At 52.5% G+C, this 18,662-nt stretch carries 21 protein-coding genes; 13 read left to right on the top strand and 8 right to left on the bottom strand.

Annotated elements, in window-relative coordinates; all coding sequences use genetic code 11:
• The first annotated feature begins 105 nt into the window (after positions 1-105).
• Complete coding sequence (locus MHH82_RS23250) at positions 106-498, top strand: DUF1499 domain-containing protein (RefSeq protein WP_006211699.1); 393 nt, start codon at positions 106-108, stop codon at positions 496-498.
• Positions 499-570: 72 nt separating this feature from the next.
• Here the strand turns inward: MHH82_RS23250 and tpx are convergent, their stop codons facing one another.
• A complete protein-coding gene (gene tpx, locus MHH82_RS23245) occupies positions 571-1,089 on the bottom strand; it encodes a thiol peroxidase (RefSeq protein WP_009594784.1) in 519 nt (172 codons plus the stop codon).
• Positions 1,090-1,211: 122 nt separating this feature from the next.
• Between tpx and MHH82_RS23240 the strand changes: the two genes are divergently transcribed.
• Together MHH82_RS23240 and MHH82_RS23235 are read left to right on the top strand one after the other, a co-directional pair.
• Positions 1,212-1,826 (top strand): rhomboid family intramembrane serine protease, encoded by a 615-nt coding sequence (locus MHH82_RS23240; protein ID WP_015736694.1) that lies wholly within the window; start codon positions 1,212-1,214, stop codon positions 1,824-1,826.
• Positions 1,827-1,917: 91 nt separating this feature from the next.
• Complete coding sequence (locus tag MHH82_RS23235) at positions 1,918-2,838, top strand: LysR family transcriptional regulator (RefSeq protein ID WP_009594790.1); 921 nt, start codon at positions 1,918-1,920, stop codon at positions 2,836-2,838.
• 133 nt (positions 2,839-2,971) lie between these two features.
• On the opposite strand, the gene MHH82_RS23230 is transcribed toward MHH82_RS23235, so the two are convergent.
• Positions 2,972-3,652, bottom strand: coding sequence for a zinc metallopeptidase (locus MHH82_RS23230; protein WP_009594846.1), 681 nt, complete (start codon positions 3,650-3,652; stop codon positions 2,972-2,974).
• A gap of 43 nt (positions 3,653-3,695) precedes the next feature.
• The gene (locus tag MHH82_RS23225) at positions 3,696-4,145 is read right to left on the bottom strand and encodes a MerR family transcriptional regulator (RefSeq protein WP_009594823.1); all 450 of its coding nucleotides are present in this window, start codon (positions 4,143-4,145) and stop codon (positions 3,696-3,698) included.
• A 316-nt stretch (positions 4,146-4,461) separates the two neighbouring features.
• On the opposite strand from MHH82_RS23225, the gene MHH82_RS23220 reads away from it, so the two are divergent.
• From MHH82_RS23220 to MHH82_RS23210, 3 genes are read left to right on the top strand one after another with little or no spacing between them, the layout of a single operon-like run.
• Entirely contained in the window at positions 4,462-5,901 is a 1,440-nt protein-coding gene (locus MHH82_RS23220; protein WP_096776053.1) for an ammonium transporter, read from the top strand.
• Positions 5,902-5,952: 51 nt separating this feature from the next.
• Positions 5,953-7,032: a DUF294 nucleotidyltransferase-like domain-containing protein gene (locus tag MHH82_RS23215; protein ID WP_340967978.1), complete on the top strand. Its 1,080-nt coding sequence runs from the start codon at positions 5,953-5,955 to the stop codon at positions 7,030-7,032.
• Entirely contained in the window at positions 7,029-7,769 is a 741-nt protein-coding gene (locus MHH82_RS23210; RefSeq protein WP_015736691.1) for a 3'-5' exonuclease, read from the top strand. The genes MHH82_RS23215 and MHH82_RS23210 overlap by 4 nt, the downstream gene beginning before the upstream one ends.
• Positions 7,770-7,804: 35 nt before the next feature.
• Here MHH82_RS23210 and MHH82_RS23205 read toward each other — a convergent pair whose 3' ends face one another.
• Complete coding sequence (locus tag MHH82_RS23205) at positions 7,805-8,338, bottom strand: M67 family metallopeptidase (protein WP_340967976.1); 534 nt, start codon at positions 8,336-8,338, stop codon at positions 7,805-7,807.
• Between the two features lie 495 nt (positions 8,339-8,833).
• Here MHH82_RS23205 and MHH82_RS23200 point away from each other — a divergent pair, with 495 nt between their 5' ends.
• Complete coding sequence (locus tag MHH82_RS23200; protein WP_036660215.1) at positions 8,834-9,385, top strand: TlpA family protein disulfide reductase; 552 nt, start codon at positions 8,834-8,836, stop codon at positions 9,383-9,385.
• A gap of 91 nt (positions 9,386-9,476) precedes the next feature.
• On the opposite strand, the gene cimA is transcribed toward MHH82_RS23200, so the two are convergent.
• Positions 9,477-11,093: a citramalate synthase gene (gene cimA / locus MHH82_RS23195; RefSeq protein WP_015736688.1), complete on the bottom strand. Its 1,617-nt coding sequence runs from the start codon at positions 11,091-11,093 to the stop codon at positions 9,477-9,479.
• Between the two features lie 353 nt (positions 11,094-11,446).
• On the opposite strand from cimA, the gene MHH82_RS23190 reads away from it, so the two are divergent.
• The 3 genes from MHH82_RS23190 (at position 11,447) to MHH82_RS23180 (ending at position 14,777) form a co-directional block, all read left to right on the top strand.
• A complete protein-coding gene (locus MHH82_RS23190; protein WP_015736687.1) occupies positions 11,447-12,778 on the top strand; it encodes a DNA polymerase IV in 1,332 nt (443 codons plus the stop codon).
• A 188-nt stretch (positions 12,779-12,966) separates the two neighbouring features.
• The gene (locus MHH82_RS23185) at positions 12,967-13,206 is read left to right on the top strand and encodes a ferredoxin (protein WP_009594795.1); all 240 of its coding nucleotides are present in this window, start codon (positions 12,967-12,969) and stop codon (positions 13,204-13,206) included.
• 167 nt (positions 13,207-13,373) lie between these two features.
• A complete protein-coding gene (locus tag MHH82_RS23180) occupies positions 13,374-14,777 on the top strand; it encodes a L,D-transpeptidase (RefSeq protein WP_340967973.1) in 1,404 nt (467 codons plus the stop codon).
• Here the strand turns inward: MHH82_RS23180 and MHH82_RS23175 are convergent.
• Complete coding sequence (locus MHH82_RS23175) at positions 14,774-14,911, bottom strand: hypothetical protein (RefSeq protein ID WP_015736685.1); 138 nt, start codon at positions 14,909-14,911, stop codon at positions 14,774-14,776. The two genes, MHH82_RS23180 and MHH82_RS23175, sit on opposite strands and share 4 nt — an antisense overlap.
• A gap of 195 nt (positions 14,912-15,106) precedes the next feature.
• Between MHH82_RS23175 and MHH82_RS23170 the strand changes: the two genes are divergently transcribed.
• Genes MHH82_RS23170 through MHH82_RS23160 form a run of 3 tightly spaced genes read left to right on the top strand, consistent with a single transcriptional unit; the run spans position 15,107 to position 17,472 of the window.
• The gene (locus MHH82_RS23170) at positions 15,107-16,201 is read left to right on the top strand and encodes a quinone-dependent dihydroorotate dehydrogenase (protein ID WP_175320810.1); all 1,095 of its coding nucleotides are present in this window, start codon (positions 15,107-15,109) and stop codon (positions 16,199-16,201) included.
• A 25-nt stretch (positions 16,202-16,226) separates the two neighbouring features.
• The gene (locus tag MHH82_RS23165) at positions 16,227-17,039 is read left to right on the top strand and encodes a GTP pyrophosphokinase (RefSeq protein WP_036660222.1); all 813 of its coding nucleotides are present in this window, start codon (positions 16,227-16,229) and stop codon (positions 17,037-17,039) included.
• A complete protein-coding gene (locus MHH82_RS23160; protein WP_090909553.1) occupies positions 17,029-17,472 on the top strand; it encodes a DUF309 domain-containing protein in 444 nt (147 codons plus the stop codon). Before MHH82_RS23165 ends, MHH82_RS23160 begins: the two co-directional genes overlap by 11 nt.
• 87 nt (positions 17,473-17,559) lie before the next feature.
• Here MHH82_RS23160 and MHH82_RS23155 read toward each other — a convergent pair whose 3' ends face one another.
• Complete coding sequence (locus MHH82_RS23155; RefSeq protein WP_340967972.1) at positions 17,560-18,015, bottom strand: PCYCGC motif-containing (lipo)protein; 456 nt, start codon at positions 18,013-18,015, stop codon at positions 17,560-17,562.
• A complete protein-coding gene (locus tag MHH82_RS23150; RefSeq protein WP_145037244.1) occupies positions 18,012-18,539 on the bottom strand; it encodes a thioredoxin family protein in 528 nt (175 codons plus the stop codon). Before MHH82_RS23150 ends, MHH82_RS23155 begins: the two co-directional genes overlap by 4 nt.
• Between the last annotated feature and the right edge of the window lie 123 nt (positions 18,540-18,662).

Below are 18,662 nucleotides of genomic sequence, written 5' to 3'. Positions count from 1 at the left end.
GTGAAAGAGGTGCCTTTTTGCTGTATATAAAGGTTTGCTGAAAGCATAAACAATGTTAAACTAGAGTATGGAAAGGAACGGTCATTTATAAAGGAGGAACGGTCTTTGTCATTAAAACGAGTTCTAATCGGTATCGTGCGCAGCTATGACGGCACAAGCGACCGTGCTAAAGATCCCAAGCTGAAGACGCGTTATTACAATCTTTCAAAAGAAAAGTGTTTTGAAGAGGTTTCCTCGACACTGAAAAAAATTCCGGGTTACAAAGTTCTGCATGAGGTAAAATCCGTGGGAGAAATCACGTTAGAGAAAAGAACCTCCTTTGGACGTACGCTGGACATTACCGTATCCGTGCTCGGCATCAGTCCGGTTCGCAGCGCAGTTGACATGTATTCGGCATCCCGCGGTTCCCTTGGGGATCTGGGGGCGAACTACCGGGTCATCTTGAACCTGTACGCTGTACTGGACAAAAAACTGAGCAAGTATAAAGTGGATGCTTAGTAGAATAAGAAAAAGCGGGAGAGCTGCTCTCCCGCTTTTTAAAGGTGTGCCGCATATGTAGCCTTCGGCGTGTTAACGCAGAGATTTCACGGCATCGATGGCAGCTTCGTAATTCGGGTGCTCCGTCATTTCGCCAAGGTATTCTACGTAGGTGATGGTATCGTTAGCATCCACGACGAAGATCGAACGCATGTCGAGCTGAAACTCCTTGATGAGCACGCCATACGCTTCACCGAAAGAACGCGATTTATAGTCGGACAGCGTAATGACCCGGTCAACGCCTGCAGCTCCGCACCAGCGGGCCTGGGCGAACGGAAGGTCGGCACTGATCGTAAGGATCACGACATCGTCGCCAAGTCCGGCGGCCTCTTCGTTGAAACGGCGCGTCTGTGCGTCGCATACCCCGGTGTCGAGGGAAGGAACGACGCTGATCAGCTTGATTTTACCTGCATAATCTTTAAGAGATACGTCTTCGAGCAGGTTCTTGCTCACGGTAAAATCCGGCGCGGCATCACCAGCCTTGAGCTGTGGTCCGATGAGTGTAATAGGATTGCCCTTGAAAGTGGCAGCTCCTGAACGTTCTTGAGCCATGAGAAATCTCCTCCTTGGATATCAAAGTTTGGTGATCAGGTTCATGGTACATTATAATCTTTTTAAAAAGGGAATGTCCACTAAAGGGCACCCCTGGCCTGGTTTAGGATGAGGAGGATGCTATGATATTCGTACGTTATGAGAATTGGAAAAGTTATTTGCGTTATTATCCCGTTACATCGCTGCTGCTTGTGATTAACCTGGTGATGTTTGTGATCACATCCATTGACGGCGGTTCGAGGAATCCGATGACGCTGCTGAAATATGGGGCTTTGTCGGATTTGCCGCAGTTCGTCGACCAGGCATGGAGATACTTTACGGCGATGTTCCTCCATAACGGATTTGACCATTTGTTGTTCAACAGCTTCGCACTGCTGGTATTCGTTCCCCCGCTGGAGAGAATCATGGGGAGCTGGAAATTTGCCATTCTGTATCTGCTCAGCGGTGTTCTTGGTAATGTAATCGGATTGGCTTATTATGAGCGCATGGATAGCTATACCTTCCTTGTAGGCGCCTCAGGAGCCATATACGGAGCTTATGGCGCTTATCTGTACATCGCCTTGTTCCAGCAGCATGTCATTGATGAGTCGTCCCGCAAGACGCTGTTCACCCTGCTTATATTGGGGATCTTGTTCTCGTTTACCCCAGGGGTCAGCCTTGTAGCCCATGTCGGCGGATTGGTAGGCGGATTTTTCCTCTACGGTCTCATGATTCGATTATTCAAACGTCGAACATAATCGGACCTAAGAGGGTCTGTTATAATAGAATTGGATGATTTGGATAAAGTCTTCAAGTCTTCTAGGGAATAAGAATGGAGCGATAAAAGGCGTGGAATTACGACAGTTGCAATACTTTGTAAAGGTTGCGCAAAAGGAACACGTTACCCAAGCGGCAGAAGAGCTTCATGTGGCTCAGTCGGCCGTCAGCCGTCAAATACATCAGTTGGAAGAAGAACTGGGTGTTAATTTGTTCATGCAAAAAGGCCGGAATCTGCAGTTAACCCCGGTAGGCCAGCTTTTTTGCAAACGGGTGGAGAGCATTATGAAAGATTTGGACCGTGCGGTCGTCGAGATACATGAATTTCTGGACCCGGAGCAGGGGGAGATCCGCATCGGTTTCCCTCACAGCCTGGGCATACATTTGATTCCGTCCATCGTGGCTGAATTTCGGAAGAAGTACCCGAACGTGAAGTTCCGGTTTAAGCAGGGCATGTTCCCGACTTTGATCCGGGACGTCGTCGGGGCTGAAGTGGATTTGGCTTTTGTGTCTCCGTTTCCGGATCGCCACGATCAAGTGGACGGAGATATCGTGTTGACAGAGGAGCTGTTTGCGATCCTGCCGCCGAATCACCCGCTTGCGGGGGAGCAGTCCATCAAGCTGGAGCAATTGAAGGAGGAGCGCTTTGTGCTGTTCAGCAAGGGCTACTCCTTGCGCCCGATTGTATGGCATGCCTGCCTGGAGGCCGGGTTCACGCCGAAAATTGCTTTTGAAGGCGAGGAGACGGATACGATCCGCGGGCTGGTTGCTGCCGGCATGGGGGTCAGCCTGCTACCTGAAATGGCGCTGTTCCAGACGAATCCGCTTCAACCGGCACGCGTCCGAATCTCGGAGCCGAAGGTAACGCGTTCCATCGGTCTGATTCACCGCGCGGACGAGAAGCTGCCACCGGTTGCGCAAGCCTTCCGTGCGTTTCTGCTTCAATATTTTGGCATTGATCCGTCGCCGAAAAAGGAAGAGAAAGCGGAATGACGCTTCTCTTCCCCTAAGAGTCTAGAATTCAAGATGGACATCATCAAGTGATTATAAAAAAGAGGGCTTTCCGTCTCCGCCAATCAAGGTAGAGAGGAAAGCCCTTTATCGTTGTCCTTCATGTCAAACGGGTTTATTCCCGGTTGCTCGTAAAGATCATGATGTAACGGATCAGCTCGAGCAGCGAGATCAAAGCTGCAGCGACGTAGGTCAGGGCCGCAGCGTTCAATACCTTAGCGACTCCGCGTTCTTCGTCATTGGCAATATAGCCTTCTTGAACCATCAGCTGACGGGCACGGTTGCTTGCGTTAAACTCGACAGGCAGCGTGACAAGCTGGAAGGCAACGGCGCAAGAGAAGAAGATAATGCCGAGACCGACCAGGTTCATGGCTTGGAACAGGAATCCGGCAATCAAGAGAAACGGAGCGATACCGGATGCAAAGTTAACGACCGGGAACATCTTGTGACGGGCTACGAGCATCGGATAGTGCTCCGCATGCTGGATCGCATGGCCTACCTCGTGACAAGCGACGGAGACGGCCGAGATGGTACGTTCGTAATAAACAGGCTCCGACAACCGGACTACGCGTTTGGTCGGGTCATAGTGGTCAGAGAGCGTGCCTGGCACCGGTTCAATCGGAACGTCATGGAGTCCGTTGGCATCCAGCATATGACGCGCTGCATCGTATCCGGTCATGCCGGTGCTGTTTTCAACCTTGGCCCATTTGTTGAACGTGCCTTTGACCCGGAACTGAGCCCAGAGAGAGAATATAAACGCAATAATAATGAGTATAAACATCCAGTCAGAATACATTTATCATACCCCCATACAAAGTTGTCAATTTGGTGTTGCATCATTACATCGAAGTGAACTGGTTCAGCAAAATTTGCAGCGACTCGATACAGGCAGCTCCCTTGGGAAGAATGTTAGCGAGCACCTCCCGTGCTTGACTGGGTTTTAATTCGCTAAGAAGCGGGTTGAGCTCCTTGACATCCCGTTCCAGCTGTTTCATCTGTATTTCGAGTTTGGTTAGCTTCTCCGTCATTTCGGAATCATCGGCAACCGACTTCCAGCGATCCAGTCTCTCCTTAATCTCATCGAGAGTATATTTCTCTTGCTTCAACTGATTAATACGTTCGAGAGTGCTTAAGGTTTCAGAACTGTACAGCCGGTAGTTTTTTAACGTCCGTTTTTCAGGGGAGATCAAACCCAGCTTCGTATAGTAGTCAATGGTTCTTTCGCTGATTCCGGCAGCCTTGGCCAGCTCACCGATCCGGAAAAGGTTTCCGCTCGTGATCCCCATCATTCATCACCTCGCAAGCCTTCATTGAATTGGACATTAATGAATGCATTTATATTTTCATTTTAATAGAAATATGATACATGATCTTCAACCATACAGTCAAACGTCATAGTTGTGACAAAAAACCTTGAAGCCTAGTTTATTCTTCACTGAGCATCATGTTAAACGATTTGCACTGTATGCACTTAATGTTAGATTATATTACATAAAGGAAGTTTTTTTTGAAAAAAACCGTTGCGGATTTTTAATCGCCCCCCTATAATGACAATAAGAATTCAAGGTTATGTTATATTAGTTAACACAAAGGGGAGTGTAAAACATGAAAAAAAGATGGCTAGGTTTAATGGCGGGAGTAATCGCTCTACTCGCATTCCCGGCGAGCGCGTTCGCCGCTGATGGGGGAGCCACGAACGTTGAATTGACGGCTGGTCTGAACTCCGTATTCGTATTCTTGGCAGCGCTGCTCGTATTTTTCATGCAAGCAGGGTTCGCTCTGCTGGAGGCCGGTTCGGTTCGCATGAAAAATGCGGGACACGTCGCAGGCAAGACCTTTCTGACCTTCGGCATTTCGATCGTAGCCTTCTGGGCGCTAGGGTTTGGTCTAGCCTTCGGTAACGGCAACAGCTTTTTCGGATTTGAAGGCTTTTTCTTAAGCGGAGACAATGCAGCAGGCTCATTTGATTCCTTGTCCGCATACGATGTGCCGACGACCATCATGTTCCTGTTCCATCTGTCCTTTGCGGCCGTATCCTTGGCGATCGCTTGCGGCGGTATGGCAGAACGGGCAAAGCTCAGCGTTTATATCGTGTTTGGATTGCTGTTCACCATCGTGATTTACCCGATCGTTGCTCACTGGGTATGGGGCGGCGGCTGGCTCGGCGCTCTGGGCATGCAGGACTTTGCCGGATCGACGGTCGTTCACTTGACAGGCGCAACAGCAGCACTGGTGGCTACCATTCTTCTGAAGCCTCGACTTGGCAAATATAATAAAGACGGGAAGCCTAACAGCATACCGGGTCATAACCAAGTTTTATCCGTACTCGGCGTATTCATCATCTGGATCGGCTGGTTCGGGTTTAACCCGGGCAGCACCATCTCGGCACTCACAGACGGTTTCTTCGGTTTCGTGGCATTGAATACGAATATCGCGGCGGCGGCAGGCGCACTGGCCGCATTGCTGATCTCTTGGGCGGTTCTTGGCAAAGCGGATATTCCTAGCATGCTAAACGGTATTCTCGCTGCATTCGTTGCCATCACAGGCGCTTGTGCTTTCGTGGAGCCTTGGGCGGCCGTTGTGATCGGCGCCGTAGCGGGTACGATTACGTTCTTTACGGCGCAATGGTTTGACCGCAAAGGAATCGATGATCCTGTATATGCATTCTCCGTACACGGCATTGCCGGTATGTGGGGTGCCGTGTCCACCGGATTGTTCGCGGCCCCTAGGCTTGTTGAAATCACGGGCGTAGGCAAGGAGGGTTTATTCTACGGCGGGGGCTTCGGCCAGCTCGGCGTTCAGCTTCTGGGTCTGATCGGCACGTTTGCATTCGTTCTGGTGATCTCGTTCATCATTCTGTATATCATGAAAGTTACGATGGGCATTCGCGTAACGGAGGAAGAGGAATTGATGGGTCTTGATATCAGTGAACATGGAACCTACGGATATCCGGAACAAATGAAACTTTTGGTGGAATCGGAAGGGAAATCCCCAGAGTTTCGTTCCGGAAGCAAGGCGGTTCCCGGTAGCGACACGGCTTTATAAGAAGCTCACCATTATCATTGTTCATGAAACAAGTCAGAAGGAGGCCGCGGCATGAAACCTCTGAAATCCGTAAATCTGTTTCCGGCATTGTCGGAAATTCGGAAAGCAGCAACAGCCCAGCAATTACGAGATGAACGGATCGCTTGTCAGAACCATCTCATCGAGATGCGCAGTAACATGGAGCTGAGAGAGTGGATCGCATCCGTGAATACGATGCACGATCTGATTGGACAGCGTGCCGCGGCAATCTGTGAGCAGGACATGTGGGAGGCTGGCTTTGGCCGGCCTCCTGCGCGTTATGCTTTCGTAGCTTTTGGCAGCTGCGGAAGGCAGGAAGCTACGCTGTGGAGCGATCAGGACAACGGTTTGATCATTGGCGATGAGCTGGAAGAGGAGGCGCTCCCCTTCTTTCGGGAATTTGGGTTTCGGCTGGCGAATCTGCTGGAATATCTCGGGTACCCGAAATGCTCCGGAAAAGTGATGTGTTCCGAGCCATTATGGAGCAAGCGGCTTGGCGATTGGAAGAATCAGATCAGCGAATGGTGCGGAGACCGGCAGTGGGAACCGATACGAAACTTCATTATTGCTTCGGACCTGCGCCTTATATCGGGCGATACCGAGCTTTCGGAGGCGTGGGTGGATCATTTCCGCAGCTCCGTCGAGCAGCATCCGGACATCGGCCATGCCGTGCTGCGGAACACGGTCAAGCATAAGGCAACGCTGAATGTCATGGGGCGAATCGTGACGGAGCGGTTTGGAGAGCATGCCGGCGAGTTTGACGTGAAGTATGGCGTTTATATTCCGCTGGTGAACAGCATACGCACCATGGCGCTGCAGCGGGGCATCATCGAAACCTCGACGCAAAAACGCATGGAAAAGGTGATGCTGCTTGAAGGCGGGAATCTGCTGCTGGAAAGCGTGCAGCGCGCTTTTTTGACGGCGCTTCGGTTGAGAAACGATACGCCCATTCGAGTGGAGGACGGGCTGATTACGAGCAGCGGGTATATCCCGCAGGAGCAGCTCAAGAACAAAACCATGCAGTACGAGCTTCGCGATACGCTTGGAGTGGTGAGACGGGTGCACCGATCATTGCAGCGCGAGCATCGTTTTGCGGAGAGGAGAAGCCCATGACTGAACCGGTACAATCGAACGGCGGTTTCTGGAGATCGCTTCGTTCGGGTAACATCAATTCCGCCATCGCCTCCATGCGCGGGGCGCAGACAGCCCAGCAGTTGGCATTCATCCGATCCCAGATGAAGGATAACCGGAGGCCGGAGGTTCTGGGCACCCCGCTGGACGAGCTGGAGGTTGTCGTATTCGATCTGGAGACGACGGGGTTCAATCATCAGCACGGCGATGAAATATTGTCTTTCGGTGCGATCCGGGTCATCGGGGAGCAGGTGATCGAGAATGAAACCTTTCATATGATCGTGAACAGCGGTGCCCCGGTGTCTCCATTCATTGCCGAGCTTACGGGTATCACGCAGCAAATGGTTGATGCAGCCCCGCCTTTAATGGAGGGGCTGCATGATTTCATGGCCTTTATCGGGGGGAGGGTGCTTGTTGCCCATGCCGCCGCGCATGACCGGGGTTTCTTGAACGCCGCCTTGTGGAAGACCTCCAAGGTTCGATTAACGCATCGGCTTCTCGATACGATGATGCTCGCGCAGAGGTTATATCCCGAACAGAAGGATTACAGTCTGGATGAGCTGCTGCGAAGCAGCGGCATTCCGGTAGAGGGAAGGCACCATGCTCTGTCCGATGCGCGCATGACCGCCCGGCTGTGGGCGGATTACATGAAAGACATTCAGGCGCGCGGCCAGGCTACCACGCTAGGAGATTTATACGTCTATCTAAGCGAGGGGTAGCATTGGGATTGGAGATTGAGGTGTCCGCCAGTTCGTCATTCCTTTAGAAATGCAAAAGGGACCGGGGCAAGGGAATAAAATGCCCTTCCCGGAAGCGACTTGGAGCTTGGCGGCAGCTGGCTGAAGGTTTCGCGTTCTTCCTCACTCCGGATAATTTTGTAGGCATGGAGCCGCAATGCGTTTAAGCCGGAGGCGCCGGGAACTGCAGGAGAAGCAATAGCATACACCCGGAGCAACCCGCCGAAGGATTGGAGCTGAAGCAGATCCTCGCCCGAGGGGTCAGGCGTGGTATGCGGGTGACTGTGAAACAAACCGACGATGCCTTTTTCAGCCAATACCAAGCGAGTCCACTGAACAGGGTCCAGATGAAAAGAATGCAGCGGAAATTCCGCTGTATTTTTTACGGGAATAAATTGCGTAACGGTTATGGACCGGCTTGCTTCATCGGCATGCCCGATAAGGACGCCGCAAGCTTCCTCCGGCAAACGATGATGCATATGATCCGACATATGCTCTTTGACGGCCTCGCGCAGCAGAAGCCGCTCCAGGGACGCGTGAGACGGGTTCATGTATAATCCTCCTGGATCATATAATTGGTCCGATCTTATGTGGTGTCGATCGCGTGTTTGAAAGATCAGGGTTTCAGGGTACAATAGGAACTATAAGTGCGTGTTCAAAAAGGTCGATTTTCAGCACCGAAGCTAATGCTTCCGATGTGCGTTTTTTCCAAACGCTTCAGTTGGATAAAGCTAGGGAGTGAGGAGCGGGCGTACGTTTTGGGTACGTGAGCACCTGAAATGTTTCCGCAGGAAACATGCTTCGAAAGCATCTCCTTAGGCCCGGCTGAATTCAAGATTCGATGCCGAGCTGCTTCCTGATTCGCTTCGTGTTAGATATAGAATTTATGAGTTATCAGTGGAACTGATGAAATTCTATATCGCAAGAAAACCTACCTATGCATCGCGGTCGCTCATCCTTGAAGTGGCCTCGATAGAGGTTTTCTTATCAAAAGCGGACTTTTTGAACGACCTCTATAACTAAGTTTAGCAAAGGAACCTATACCTATGAAACGTAACATCATCATTATCGTCCTGCTTCTTATCGCAGCAGGCGCTGTTGTCTATAATCAAGCCGGCGACGATATCCAGGCCGTCTTCATGCAGGAGAAGCCGCTTCCGACGGAGACGGGGGCCAAAGCCGGCCTGCTTGCCCCGACCTTTACCTTGAAGGGGATGGACGATAAGTCCTATTCCGGCGGCGGAGCGCGCGATAAAGCAATGCTAGTCAATTTCTGGGCATCCTGGTGCGAGCCGTGCAAGCAGGAGGCGCCGGAGCTCGACAAGTTGGCTGCAGAGTATGCAAGTGAGCTCGAAATCTACGGCGTGAACGTGTCCAAGTATGACAATGCGAAGAAAGCGCGTCAATTTGTTCAGGACTTTAACCTTCAATACCCGATCCTTCTCGATACCAAAGGAGAAGTGTTCGAGGAGCTGTATAAAGGCCAGGTTTTCCCGACCAACGTGCTGATCGATCGTAACGGCGTGATTCAGGAAATCATTCTGGGCGCTCCCGATCCCAAGGATCTTCGTAAAAAGGTGTCCAAGCTGTTAAATTAATCGTTTGCTTAGCCAGCTGACGAAACCAAAAAAAAGCGCGGCCGCCATGTCCTGAACATGGTGGATACGCGCTTTTTATATTGGACATAACCTAATGATTTACCAAGCCTTGCCTTGCCGCAGACTCATGCACCTGCTCCGGGGAAATCTGACCGAGCAGCGCATAACGCATACTGTCCACCAGCGCTTCCCAGCTGGCCTCGATGACATTGCTGGATACCCCGACGGTGTTCCAGGCATTCTCGAAGTTCTTGGATTCGATCAGCACCCGGACCTTGGCTGCCGTTGCATCCTTGTCATCCAGGACACGCACCTTATAGTCGGCAAGATGCATTTCCTTGAGCGTCGGGAAGTATTGGACCAGCGCTTTACGCAGCGCATTATCTAGTGCATTGACCGGACCGTTGCCTTCCGCAGCAGTATAGATGCTCTCGCCGGCGACGTTGACTTTGACGAAGGCCTCGGAGACGACCGGCTGTCCGGCCGACTTCTCGACCAGCATCTTGAAGGATTCGAAGGTAAACAGCTCCTTGAGCTCTCCGTTCGCTTCCCGAAGAAGCAGCTCCAGGGAAGCGTCTGCGCCCTCGAATTGATACCCTTCATGCTCGAGATCCTTGATCTTTCCGATAATATGCTTGGATTGCTCGCTTGCCGGATCAAAGTCAAGCCCCATGTCCTGCGCCTTCGATACGATATTGCTCTGCCCCGCGAGCTCGGAGACCAGCACGCGCTGTTTGTTTCCGACCTTCTCCGGTTCGATATGCTCGTACGTTCTGGAATCGCGCAGGATCGCCGAAACGTGGATGCCTCCCTTATGGGCGAAGGCGGCGTTGCCGACATACGGCTGGTTAACCGGCATGTTAACGTTGGCGATTTCGCTGATATACCGTGCGGTATTCGTCAGCGTGCGGAGGTTGTCGTCACCGATGCACTCATACCCGAGCTTCAGCTGCAGATTCGGAATGATGGAGCACAGGTTGGCGTTCCCGCATCGTTCACCGTATCCGTTCATCGTTCCCTGTACATGCCGGACACCGGCCTGCACGGCGCTTAGGGTGTTGGCAACGGCAAGCTCGCAGTCGTTGTGCGTATGAATGCCGAGCGGAGCGCCAGGCAATGGACCCGTCAGCGATGTGACAATGTCCGAAATCTCGTGCGGGAGACTGCCGCCGTTCGTATCGCACATGACAAGCCAGTCGGCGCCTGCTTCCCGTGCCTTGGACAATACGGCAACAGCATATTCCGGATTGTTCTTGAAACCGTCAAAAAAGTGCTCGGCATCAAAAATGACCTCGAGGCCTTTCCGCTTCAGGAAAGCGATGGAATCATAAATCATGGCCAAATTCTCTTCGAGTGTCGTTTGAAGCGCCGTATGGACGTGGAAGTCCCAAGACTTCCCGACCAAGGTAGCGGCAGAAACGCCGGATTCCAGAATGCGAAGCAGATTGGCATCCTGGTCGGCAATGGAACCTTTGCGCCGGGTGCTGCCAAAAGCGGTTACTTTTGAGGTTAAGCCGAGATCCTGGACTCTTTTGAAAAATTCGATGTCCTTGCTGTTGCTTCCCGGGATACCGCCTTCAATATAATGAACACCAAGAGCATCGAGCTTCTTGGCGATTTTGACCTTGTCGTCCGCTGACAAGCTGATTCCTTCGCCCTGGGTTCCGTCGCGAAGTGTCGTATCAAAGATGGAAATGGACTTAGACATGATGTCCTCCTTTGGGTGTCCGGGATTGGACCGCATTGTTTATAATTTTGTATTATAGCATTTCTTTGCGGGAAAGTAACAGAGTAAAACAAACTTTTCCCGCAAGGGGCCCATCCTTGACCCTTGCGAAGGGGGACGGTATGCTGGAGGCGTTAAATCGGGGCCAGCCGTGCGTACATGATTTGCTTAGCGGACAAGATCATACGGGCATCGATCTCTAAAAACGGTATAATGGAAGAGGCACCATTTGCCTCAAGTACCGTAACCATCATTCAGACCGAACCTTAAATAATGGAGCTACCCTATTCCCTATAAATTATGAAGAACCGTACCGAAGAAAGAAGGAATGCTGCGTGGGACCTATCGACGATTATTATCCGGCCAGCGGCCGCGTTATCCTGCATGTGGATATGAATGCTTTTTACTGCTCCGTGCATGAGGCGGAGGAGCCGGAGCTCTATCGTGGCAAAGCCACGGCCGTCGCAGGCAGCATCGAGCTGCGCAAAGGCGTCATCGTCACCTGCTCCTATGCAGCGAGGTCGCTGGGGATCCGCACCGGCATGAACGTGAGGCAGGCGCTGCGAATCTACCCTGACCTGATGATCATCCAGCCGGATTTCCATCTGTACCGCAAGTATTCCAATGCATTCATGAACATAGCTTATGCCTATACACCGCAGCTGGAAGCGACTTCGATCGATGAATGTTACCTGGATATTACCGGCTCGAAGCAGTTCGGCACCCCTCTGGATATCGCTCGGGAAATCCAGGAGCGCATCCGCGAGGAGCTGTCGCTTCCGTGCTCGGTCGGCATTGCTCCCAATAAATTGCTGGCCAAGATGGCCTCGGACATGAAAAAGCCCAACGGGCTGTCCGTGCTGCGAATTCGGGATGTCCCGCAGGTGCTTTGGAACAAACCCTGCGCGGAGCTGTTCGGCATCGGGAGCAAGACGGCCGACAAGCTGCGCAAGCTGAACATCCAGACCATCGGGCAGCTGGCTGCCGCTGATGAAAGCCTGCTGACCTCGACCTTTGGCGTGATGGGGTCATGGATGAAACGAGCGGCCAGCGGCATCGATCACGCCCCGGTCGTCGCGGAGCGGGAACAGAGCAAGTCCATCGGACACACGACCACGCTCCCGCAGGATGTTACCTCGGCTGAGGAGGCCAGAAGGGTGCTGCTGAACTTAAGCGATCAGGTAGCGCGCCGCCTCCGCAGGCAGGGCTTGGTGACCAGCGGCATTCAAATTACGCTGCGCACGCCGGACATGAAGACGATCACCAGGTCGAGGCATCTTGCCATTCCGACGGAAAATACCGAGGACATCTACCGGGAAGCGTGCGAGCTGTATAACCGGCATTGGAAGCAGGACAAGCCGCTCCGTCTGCTCGGCGTCACGCTGCAGCAGCTCACGGCGAAGGAGGAATCCGCCATTCAGCTGGACCTGTTCGACTATGAGAAGCAGCCCAAGAAAGAGTCGCTGACCCGGGTGATGGACGAGCTGCGTAATAAATTCGGCGAGAGCGCGGTACTGACCGCCGGCATGCTGGGCGATGACCCATCGTCCCTAATCCGCAATCATAAGCGGAGAGGTACATCTTTACAGATGGATTTTGTAAGGGAACTGGGGAACGATAATAAAAATGCCGATCGTCCAACCACGAAGGACCCTAATCGCGATTAGCCGTTTTTTGTTCGTCACAGAACAGCTCATTGGCCTGCAAGTACAGCCGATTTTTGTCGGAAAATGTTAGGAAATTTATTTGTATTCCTAAAACAATTGTATTAATATATGTAGATGGTGGCGGCAGAACCGTCAGCTTATACTATGTTTATAGAGATGTTTATAGATATACAGGAGGAAGAGAGACTATGGCGAAGTTTACTTGGGTAGATAAAGATACCTGCATCGCATGCGGCGCATGCGGCGCAACGGCACCCGACATTTACGATTACGACGACGAAGGCCTGGCAGAAGTTATTTTCGACGGGGACAACAACCGCGGGGTAACGGAAATTCCGGAAGATATGCATGACGACATGCTGGATGCTTGCGATGGCTGCCCAACAGATTCAATTCGGATTGCAGACGAGCCGTTTAACGCAGAATAACAATTTCCGCTCGATCCCTGATATTCCATCTTGAACTTATACCGACGTCCTCTGCCCGACTAAGGCAGGGGGCGTTTTTTCATATACGGGGACTCATACATAATCGGAGCGTTTATTCCGATATACAGGATAATAGAGGTAAAAATGTCATTATAGGAGGCTCTCGAATGAACAATTCGCTGTACCTCAAAAGATATGTGGAGACGCATCCTGATAATAAAATGGCCTGGTACCTGCTGGGCAAGGAGTATGAGCAGGCCGGCGAGCAGGGCAAGGCGAACTACTGCTACAACAAAGCCGAAGGGGTCTACGAAGCCTTTGAGCTGAGTCAGGTCCCTTCCGACATATGGAAAAATTACGAGCAGCGCTTATTGGAGATGGAGAAGGACAAAGAGCGCAAGCGAAAGAGGACCCGGCGTTTGCTAGCGGCGCTGGTGCTGCTCCTGCTGGTTTTCCTTCCGCCCGCCCAGGCGCCGGGCTCCGCTACAGGGAATGTTGCGGAAGATTTGTTCCCGCCGCATGAGCCGGCGTCCGCCAATGCGCTCAACAAAGAGAAGCCGGATTCGCGCAAGGAACCGCTGTATACGGCCGTTGCTTCCGGCCAAGGCAAGGATTCCACGGGTGCGCTGTCCTCATTGCTTCAGCATCCGCAGCAGCTGCCGAATTGGTCGGTTGCGCTGGGGATGAAGCGTTCGGGCAAATGGCTGCTGTGGAGCCGGGACATGGAACGGTTATACGGTCTGCATCGGAATGATCAAGGCGCGATCGCTATTCAGCCTTACGAGGGAGCAGCCGAAGAGTGCGATTGCGAGCCTACGGACAGTTCGAGGCTTAAGCGGAGCGCGGGGCAGTGGGCCGATCTGCAGGTTGAGACGGCCGTTCTGCAGGAAGCGGCCAAACAGTATAAGGCTCGGCATGGCCGCCTGCCCAAAAGCTTGGATGAATTGACGCAGCCGTATCCGAGCAATTGGCTGTCCGGCCGCTCGAAAGCGATGGAGCAGATGTTCGAAACGTTAATGCGGCAGCAATCCCAAGGAGCTGGAGGTCAAGGGCAACCGGGGCAGCCGGGGAACAGCTTGGAGGAACCTGGATATTGGGGGACTTCGCCGGACGGAGATCCCTTTTTCGAACAGCCGCTTCAGGTCATCATTGACCGGAAACGGCATCGGCTGGCCGTCGTAAGCGGCGGCATCCTGCTGCGTAATTATGCGGTCGGGCTCGGCGGAGCGAAAACGCCGCTGGGTGATTTTCATATCAACGATAAGGTAGTCAATCCGAACGGAACCACGAAGGGTCCCTACGGCACGCGGGGAATGCAGCTTTCCGATACGCTGTACGCGATACACGGGACGCTGGACGTGGACAGCATCGGCGCGAACGAATCCGAGGGCTGTATCCGTATGCTGACTGAGGATGTGGAGGAGCTGTTTGACCTGGTTCCGATGGGAACCGTCGTGAAAATACGGGAAGGGGTCCTGCCCGAGGACCTGTGGACGCCGAAAGAGCGTTTTAAGCTCAAGCATACCCAGGGTCAGACCAACCCGGGCAAGGTGTATCACTGGCTGGATTAAGGCTGGGCGATCACAATCAGAACGATAATCAGGATAATCAGAAGAGCGATGCCGGAGCTGATCCATAGTATGGCCTTCTTATTAACCTCTTCTTTTTTCTGCTGCAAGGTCGGAGGCTTACGTTTGGCTGACATGTCTTTCCCCTCTTTCTCTCATGATCGTGAAATGATTTGTACAATCTTCCTTTATTGTAAGGGGTTTGTCCTAAAATTGCCATATCGCTTTCAAGCCGGGACGATCGCTCAGTTTATGCCGAAGAACTTTCTTTTTGAGGAAGAAACGGATAAACTGAAGGATAGAGAAATAACTGGATGAGAGGAAGAGTGGATGTGCTGTACCGCAACATAGGCAAACCTATATTTTTTAGACTGGACCCCGAAAAAGCCCACCACCTTGTGGTTGGCGGCCTTGGACGTGCCTCCGGCGTGGTCGGCGCAGACGCTGTCATGCGGGGGATGTACGGTGTGAACGAAACGCCGGATTTGGCAGTGGACCTGTTCGGGCTTCATTTCCCGACGCCGGTCGGACTTGCCGCCGGGTTGGACAAAAACGCTCACGCCGTCAAAGGCTTCTCCTCCATCGGCTTCGGATTTATGGAAGTAGGCACGGTAACCCCGAAGGGACAACCGGGCAATGAACAGCCGCGATTGTTCCGGCTTCCTCCGGATGAGGCGCTCATCAATCGGATGGGCTTCAATAACGAAGGGGCCGAGGCCATGGCCAAAAGGCTGTCCGCACTCAAGGAACGTCGCATTCCGGTTGCCGTCAACATCGGGAAGAACAAGGCGACGCCAAACGAGAAAGCCAACGATGATTATGAAGCTTGCATTCAAGCTTTATTTCCGTATGGCGACTTTTTTGTTGTCAACATCAGCTCGCCGAACACGCCGGATTTGCGCAGCCTTCAGCATGGAAGCGAATTGTCATCCCTGCTGGAAGCCGTCATGAACGAAATGTCGCGGCAGGCGAAGATTCATGGGGGCGAGAAGGCCGTTCTGGTGAAGATTGCGCCGGACGTGAGCGATGAGGAGCTGGAATTCATGGTGGATACGATCAGCGCCAGCGGCGTTTCCGGCATTATCGCCACGAATACGACGCTTTCGCGGGACGGCCTGACGCACAGCAACGCCAAGGAAACCGGAGGCCTGAGCGGCAAGCCGCTGCGGAACCGCTCGACGGAGATCGTGTCGCGGATCTACAAGCAAACCGGCGGTTCGCTTCCGATTATCGGATCCGGGGGGATTTTTACGGCAAGGGACGCTTATGACAAAATACGCGCAGGCGCAAGCCTGGTGGAAATTTATACAGCACTTATCTATGAAGGGCCAGAGGTGAACCGCAAGCTTCATTCCGGTCTCCGGGAGCTGCTTGCACGGGATGGCTTCAGCCATATTTCCGAAGCCGTCGGCGCTAATCATCGGTAAAGGGGTAAAGACAGGAGGCAAGGCGATGGACGTTAGAGACTGGGGGACATTTTTGCTTCCGTATGAGCAGACCGTTGAGGAATTGAAGGTCAAATTCAAGACGATGCGTTCCGAACTGAAAAAACGGGAGGAATACGCACCCATCGAATTCGTAACGGGTCGGGTCAAACGGATCTCGAGCATACTGGACAAGGCGAAACGCCTCAATGTGCCGATGGACCAGTTGGAAACCGGGATTGAGGATATCGCAGGCATTCGCATTATGTGTCAATTCGTGGAGGATATTCGGCGGGTGGCCGAATATATCCGGGCGCGGAAAGACCTGACTGTGCTATACGAGAAGGATTATATTACTAATTTCAAAGAGAGCGGCTATCGGAGCTTTCATATGATCATTGAATATCCGGTGCAAACGGCTTTGGGACAAAAGAAGGTGCTTGCCGAAATTCAGATCCGCACGCTGGCCATGAACTTCTGGGCTACGATTGAGCATTCCCTTAGCTATAAGTACCGTGAAAGCCTGCCGGATGACATTCGGGCGCGGCTGAAGAAGGCCGGAGAAGCGGCCAATACGCTGGATACGGAAATGTCGAGCATCCGTGAGGATATTTTGGAGGCGCAGCGGCAGTTCGAGGACGATTCCAATATTACGACGCAGGTGCTGAACGCGATACACAAGCTGTACTTTTTCCATCTGGTTAATGAAGCGATCGCATTCCAGAGCCGCTTTAATGCGATATGGCAGGATCATGACATGGATGAGATGAAGGTGCTCCTGGACGAAGTGAAGGAGCTGCTGGCGGCAGCCAAGAAGAAAGTAAATGAAGATGAGCTATGAGCCGCTATATGTCGCTTACCTCGTCTATTTCAACCGGGACCGGGATTACTTCGAATGCCATGAGGTGTTAGAGGAGCTGTGGCTGGAGCGGGATCGCGATCCCAGGTACAAGGGGCTGCTGCAAGTGGCAGTCGGGCTCTTTCACTTTCGGAACAACAACGTACGAGGAGCATACAAGATGTTCACAAGCGCCGCCTCCCGGCTCGAAAGCTATCCCCGGGATGAACTCGGGATCTCGATGGGGAAGCTGGTGGGCGAGGTGCGGGACTACGCCAAGCAGCTGTTATCGTATGACGTTCATCCGTTCCCCTATAGGGATCTGACGATCGAAATTGGGGATACGGAGCTGAAGCGGGCGGTTTTGTTGGCATCGGAGCGGATCAAGCCGAACATTCCGCAGAGGCGCAAGCCGGAGCGGGCACATGCCAAGTAGCGTCGAGAGAATAAGTAAAAAAAGAGCTGCCCGTCTGTAGAAGGATCTACGAATGGGCAGCTCTTTTTTGTATGATCATGCGATGGATCAGGATTCGGTGCCTTTATATTTGTCATCGATGAACTGTTTGATTTCCTCAACGGATTTTCCTTCGTCATGGAGCCGTTTGGCATCCTGCAGCTCGGTCAGGCATATGCCGCACTGGGCACCATGGTCCGTCCATTTGATTTCGCCGTCCTTGTTCTCGGCGATGAAGCAGCGGTGAAGGGAATCGTGATAGCCGGTCTCCTCGTCCATGCACCCGCAGTAGCACTTGATTTCCTTGATAATGTCCTCAAGTTCTCCGACCGTGGCATAGGTTGCTTGCGTATTGTCGGTGTAATTGGACAGAAACTCCGGCATCACCGTCAGGCTGGCCGTTGTCTCGTATCGTTCGGAAGCGGCGCCGTGCTGATGGCTTGCAGCGGATTCTTTGCCGCCGCATGCGGTCAGCAGCATGCCCGATATGACGAAGGTAAAGAGAATGGCGCGGGTGCGGTTCATTTCGTCACGCTCCCTTTGTATTTATCCAAGAATTGCTTGAAGTCGTCGATGGAGTAGCCTTCGCTGGAACCTTCCGGTTTCAAGCCGCCGACCATGCGTTCCTTCTGAACGCCGTTCTCGAAGTATACGAGCGTCGGGGTGAACTCGATGTTGTATTCTCTCCAGCCCTCCTGATACTCGCGGAGATTGTACTGGTGCATCGTAATGCCGGCGTCATCGGCCAATGGCATCAATTCCGGGGTCGTCGCCCGGCAGTGCGGACAATCGGAAGCAAAGAAGTACACGAAAAAGTTCTCTTTGTTGTCGACCTTGCTCTTCAGCTGATCCGGCAAAACGATTTGCTGGTAATTCGGATCATTAAGGAGCTCCTGTGTAGCCGGGTTCAGGCTGGAGACCTTCTTGCCGCCGTATAAATCGCTTGCTTCGCCTTGACCGTTCAAGAAAACGAGTGCGGCAACCAACAGTACGAAGACTCCCCCGAAGGCGTATAACGCGGTGTATTTATTCTTTTTTTTGCGGTTCATGGATCCACCCCCTAATGAGTAATAATAAACAAGGACTTGTCCTTTTTAATGTAGTTTATTATACAATATTAAAAGTCGCAGCGGAACATGCGAAAGTTCGCTTCGGCTGTGCGAATATACACT

This window comes from Bacillus sp. FSL K6-6540 (genome assembly GCF_038007545.1).
This window is presented reverse-complemented; position numbering and strand designations above follow the sequence as displayed.

Bases quoted from the DNA above. Each gene is read 5' to 3' on its own strand.
- MHH82_RS23175 (WP_015736685.1), bottom strand. From the start codon at position 14,911: ATGTCAGCCAAACGTAAGCCTCCGACCTTGCAGCAGAAAAAAGAAGAG.
- cimA (WP_015736688.1), bottom strand. From the start codon at position 11,093: ATGTCTAAGTCCATTTCCATCTTTGATACGACACTTCGCGACGGAACC.
- MHH82_RS23160 (WP_090909553.1), top strand. From the start codon at position 17,029: ATGAGCTATGAGCCGCTATATGTCGCTTACCTCGTCTATTTCAACCGG.
- MHH82_RS23210 (WP_015736691.1), top strand. From the start codon at position 7,029: ATGACTGAACCGGTACAATCGAACGGCGGTTTCTGGAGATCGCTTCGT.
- MHH82_RS23205 (WP_340967976.1), bottom strand. From the start codon at position 8,338: ATGAACCCGTCTCACGCGTCCCTGGAGCGGCTTCTGCTGCGCGAGGCC.
- MHH82_RS23185 (WP_009594795.1), top strand. From the start codon at position 12,967: ATGGCGAAGTTTACTTGGGTAGATAAAGATACCTGCATCGCATGCGGC.
- MHH82_RS23180 (WP_340967973.1), top strand. From the start codon at position 13,374: ATGAACAATTCGCTGTACCTCAAAAGATATGTGGAGACGCATCCTGAT.
- MHH82_RS23155 (WP_340967972.1), bottom strand. From the start codon at position 18,015: ATGAACCGCACCCGCGCCATTCTCTTTACCTTCGTCATATCGGGCATG.
- MHH82_RS23240 (WP_015736694.1), top strand. From the start codon at position 1,212: ATGATATTCGTACGTTATGAGAATTGGAAAAGTTATTTGCGTTATTAT.
- MHH82_RS23220 (WP_096776053.1), top strand. From the start codon at position 4,462: ATGAAAAAAAGATGGCTAGGTTTAATGGCGGGAGTAATCGCTCTACTC.
- tpx (WP_009594784.1), bottom strand. From the start codon at position 1,089: ATGGCTCAAGAACGTTCAGGAGCTGCCACTTTCAAGGGCAATCCTATT.
- MHH82_RS23150 (WP_145037244.1), bottom strand. From the start codon at position 18,539: ATGAACCGCAAAAAAAAGAATAAATACACCGCGTTATACGCCTTCGGG.
- MHH82_RS23215 (WP_340967978.1), top strand. From the start codon at position 5,953: ATGAAACCTCTGAAATCCGTAAATCTGTTTCCGGCATTGTCGGAAATT.
- MHH82_RS23225 (WP_009594823.1), bottom strand. From the start codon at position 4,145: ATGATGGGGATCACGAGCGGAAACCTTTTCCGGATCGGTGAGCTGGCC.
- MHH82_RS23165 (WP_036660222.1), top strand. From the start codon at position 16,227: ATGGACGTTAGAGACTGGGGGACATTTTTGCTTCCGTATGAGCAGACC.
- MHH82_RS23230 (WP_009594846.1), bottom strand. From the start codon at position 3,652: ATGTATTCTGACTGGATGTTTATACTCATTATTATTGCGTTTATATTC.
- MHH82_RS23200 (WP_036660215.1), top strand. From the start codon at position 8,834: ATGAAACGTAACATCATCATTATCGTCCTGCTTCTTATCGCAGCAGGC.